Raw genomic sequence first — 4,778 nt, 5'->3', positions numbered from 1 at the left:
GCAGTGACAACTGGATTAGTCGTATCATCAATCGTGATCGTTTGTACGTCAGTGCCTACATTCAAACACTCATCGGTCACCGTGAAAGTCCGCGTAATTACGATTGGGCAGGTACCCGCTTGGGTGTCTACATATGTGGTCGTGTAGTTACAAGCTTCCGTCACCGTTAGGCCATAAGCTCCTTCTTGACCAGTGATGTCCACTGGTGTTTCTGAATAATCAGCAAGGCCGCCAGCTATATCGCAAGCTTCAATCGTATCATCATCCGGGGCGGTGACTACCGGATTAGTGGTATCATCAATCGTGATGGTTTGTACATCCGTACCCACATTCAAGCATTCATCGGTTACCGTGAAGGTCCGTGTAATTACGATCGGACAGGTGCCCGCTTGGGTGTCGACGTAAGTCGTAGTATAAGCACAAGCTTCCGTAATGGTTAATCCGTATGCCCCTTCCTGTCCGGTAATGTCTACCGGCGTTTCAGAATAATCAGCAAGACCCGTAGCGACATCGCAAGCTTCAATCGTATCATCGCCCGGGGCGGTTACTACCGGATCCGTCGTATCGCCAATCGTGATCGTTTGGGTATCCGTTCCCTGGTTAAGACACTCATCGATGGCCGTGAACGTCCGCGTAATAACTACCGGACAGGTACCGGTTTGCGTATCCACATAAGTGAGCGTGTAGTTACAATCTTCGGTAACCGTCACCCCGTAAGCTGCTTCCTGGCCTGTGATATCTACTGGGGTTTCAGAATAATCAGCTAATCCCGTAGCTACATCGCAAGCTTCAATCGTATCGTCGCCCGGGGCGGTCACCACCGGATCGGTGGTATCTCCAATCGTGATCGTTTGCGTATCCGTTCCTTCATTCAAGCATTCATCAATCGCCGTGAACGTCCGCGTAATCACTACCGGGCAAGTGCCGGTTTGCGTATCTACGTAAGTGAGTGTATAATTACAATCTTCCGTAACCGTCACTCCGTAAGCTGCTTCCTGACCTGTGATATCCACTGGGGTCTCAGAATAATCCGCTAATCCCGTAGCTACATCGCAGGCTTCAATCGTATCGTCGCCCGGGGCGGTCACCACCGGATCGGTCGTATCACCAATCGTGATCGTTTGCGTATCCGTCCCTTCATTCAAACACTCATCAATGGCCGTGAAGGTACGGGTAATCACTACCGGACAGGTGCCCGTTTGCGTATCTACATAAGTAAGGGTGTAATTGCAATCTTCCGTAACTGTTACTCCGTAAGCTGCTTCCTGACCCGTGATGTCCACTGGCGTTTCTGAGTAATCAGCTAATCCAGTAGCGACATCACAGGCTTCAATCGTATCATCGCCCGGAGCGGTTACCACAGGATCCGTCGTATCACCAATCGTGATGGTTTGCGTATCGGTTCCTTCATTCAAACACTCATCAATGGCGGTGAAGGTACGGGTGATGACTACCGGGCAGGTGCCGGTTTGCGTATCTACATAAGTGAGTGTATAATTACAATCTTCGGTAACCGTCACTCCGTAAGCCGCTTCCTGACCGGTGATATCCACCGGCGTCTCAGAATAATCAGCCAGACCCGTAGCTACATCGCAAGCCTCAATCGTATCATCGCTCGGGGCCGTTACCACCGGATCGGTGGTATCACCAATCGTGATCGTTTGGGTATCGGTACCCTGGTTGAGGCACTCATCAATGGCGGTAAACGTCCGGGTAATCACTACCGGGCAGGTGCCGGTTTGCGTATCTACATAAGTGAGCGTATAGTTACAATCTTCGGTAACTGTTACTCCGTAAGCCGCTTCCTGGCCCGTGATATCTACCGGGGTTTCAGAATAATCCGCAAGGCCCGTAGCTACATCGCACGCTTCAATCGTATCATCACCCGGAGCGGTAACTACCGGATTAGTCGTATCATCAATCGTGATCGTTTGCGTATCGGTGCCCTGGTTAAGGCATTCATCAATGGCCGTGAACGTCCGCGTAATCACTACCGGGCAGGTGCCGGTTTGTGTATCCACATAAGTGAGTGTATAATTACAATCTTCGGTAACTGTTACTCCGTAAGCTGCTTCCTGACCCGTGATGTCCACTGGGGTTTCTGAATAATCCGCAAGGCCCGTAGCGACATCGCAAGCCTCAATCGTATCATCGCCCGGGGCCGTTACTACTGGATCGGTCGTATCGCCAATCGTGATCGTTTGCGTATCGGTGCCCTGGTTAAGGCACTCATCAATGGCGGTGAACGTCCGCGTAATCACTACCGGGCAGGTGCCGGTTTGTGTATCTACATAGGTAAGGGTGTAGCTACAATCTTCGGTAACCGTCACTCCGTAAGCCGCTTCCTGGCCCGTAATATCTACTGGAGTCTCAGAATAATCAGCCAGACCCGTAGCGACATCGCAGGCTTCAATCGTATCATCGCCCGGAGCCGTGACTACCGGATCGGTGGTATCTCCAATCGTGATCGTTTGCGTATCTGTGCCTTGGTTGAGGCACTCATCGATGGCCGTGAAGGTACGCGTAATTACTACCGGGCAGGTGCCGGTTTGTGTATCCACATAAGTGAGTGTATAATTACAATCTTCGGTAACCGTAACTCCGTAAGCGGCTTCCTGATCCGTAATATCTACTGGGGTTTCAGAATAATCAGCCAGACCCGTAGCTACATCACAAGCTTCAATCGTATCATCGCCCGGAGCCGTCACTACCGGATCGGTCGTATCTCCAATCGTGATCGTTTGGGTATCCGTGCCCTGGTTGAGGCATTCATCAATGGCCGTGAACGTCCGCGTAATTACTACCGGGCAGGTGCCGGTTTGCGTATCTACATAAGTGAGTGTATAATTACAATCTTCGGTAACTGTTACTCCGTAAGCCGCTTCCTGGCCCGTGATATCTACCGGGGTCTCTGAGTAATCAGCAAGACCTGTAGCGACATCACACGCCTCAATCGTATCGTCGCCCGGAGCCGTCACCACTGGATCGGTCGTATCGCCAATCGTGATCGTTTGCGTATCCGTGCCTTGATTGAGACATTCATCAATGGCCGTGAACGTCCGCGTGATCACTACCGGGCAGGTGCCCGTTTGTGTATCTACATAAGTCAGGGTATAATTACAATCTTCGGTAACTGTCACCCCGTAAGCCGCTTCCTGTCCCGTGATATCTACCGGCGTTTCTGAATAATCCGCTAATCCAGTAGCTACATCGCAAGCCTCAATCGTATCGTCGCCCGGAGCCGTGACTACCGGATCGGTCGTATCTCCAATCGTGATCGTTTGGGTATCCGTGCCCTGGTTGAGGCATTCATCAATGGCCGTGAAGGTACGCGTGATCACGACCGGACAGGTGCCGGTTTGCGTATCTACATAAGTCAGGGTATAGTTACAATCTTCGGTAACCGTAACTCCGTAAGCGGCTTCCTGACCCGTAATATCTACTGGGGTTTCAGAATAATCAGCCAGACCCGTAGCTACATCGCAAGCTTCAATCGTATCATCGCCCGGAGCCGTAACTACCGGATCGGTCGTATCGCCAATCGTGATCGTTTGGGTATCCGTGCCTTGATTCAAGCATTCATCAATTGCCGTGAACGTCCGCGTAATTACTACCGGGCAGGTGCCGGTTTGCGTATCTACATAGGTGAGTGTATAGTTGCAATCTTCGGTAACCGTTACCCCGTAAGCTGCTTCCTGACCCGTGATATCTACTGGTGTTTCTGAATAATCCGCTAATCCCGTAGCGACATCGCAAGCTTCAATCGTATCGTCTCCCGGAGCAGTAACTACCGGATCGGTCGTATCGCCAATGGTGATGGTTTGCGTATCTGTTCCCTGGTTAAGACACTCATCAATGGCCGTGAACGTCCGCGTAATGACCACTGGGCAAGTCCCCGTTTGCGTATCCACATAAGTGAGCGTATAGTTACAATCTTCGGTAACCGTCACGCCGTAGGCCGCTTCCTGGCCCGAGATGTCTACTGGGGTTTCTGAGTAATCCGCAAGTCCCGTAGCGACATCACAAGCTTCAATCGTATCATCGCCCGGGGCCGTAACTACCGGATCCGTGGTATCGCCAATCGTGATCGTTTGGGTATCGGTGCCTTGATTCAAACATTCATCAATTGCCGTGAAGGTACGGGTGATCACTACCGGGCAGGTGCCCGTTTGTGTATCTACATAAGTGAGGGTGTAATTGCAATCTTCGGTAACCGTTACTCCGTAGGCTGCTTCCTGACCCGTGATATCTACTGGAGTTTCGGAATAATCCGCAAGACTCGTAGCTACATCACAAGCTTCAATCGTATCATCGCCCGGGGCAGTTACTACCGGATCCGTCGTATCACCAATCGTGATCGTTTGGGTATCCGTGCCCTGGTTAAGACACTCATCAATTGCCGTAAAGGTACGGGTAATGACCACTGGGCAAGTTCCCGTTTGCGTATCCACATAAGTAAGCGTGTAGTTGCAATCTTCGGTAACCGTTACCCCGTAGGCGGCTTCCTGTCCCGAGATGTCTACTGGGGTTTCTGAATAATCCGCAAGGCCCGTAGCTATATCGCAGGCTTCAATCGTATCATCGCCCGGAGCCGTTACTACCGGATCCGTGGTATCACCAATCGTGATGGTTTGCGTATCCGTGCCTTCATTCAAGCATTCATCGATGGCCGTGAAGGTACGCGTGATCACTACCGGACAGGTGCCGGTTTGTGTATCCACATAAGTCAGGGTGTAATTACAATCTTCCGTAACCGTAACTCCGTAAGCGGCTTCCTG

1 protein-coding gene is annotated in these 4,778 nt (G+C 51.3%); it reads right to left on the bottom strand.

The features are described from left to right. On the bottom strand, positions 1-4,778 hold a 4,778-nt coding region (locus CRP01_RS42120), incomplete at both ends, for a hypothetical protein (RefSeq protein WP_099148905.1).

This window comes from Flavilitoribacter nigricans DSM 23189 = NBRC 102662 (assembly GCF_002646595.1).
Lineage (GTDB): Bacteria > Bacteroidota > Bacteroidia > Chitinophagales > Saprospiraceae > Flavilitoribacter > Flavilitoribacter nigricans.
Note: the sequence above shows the minus strand (reverse complement) of the source record. Positions and strands in the feature narration are given on the sequence as shown.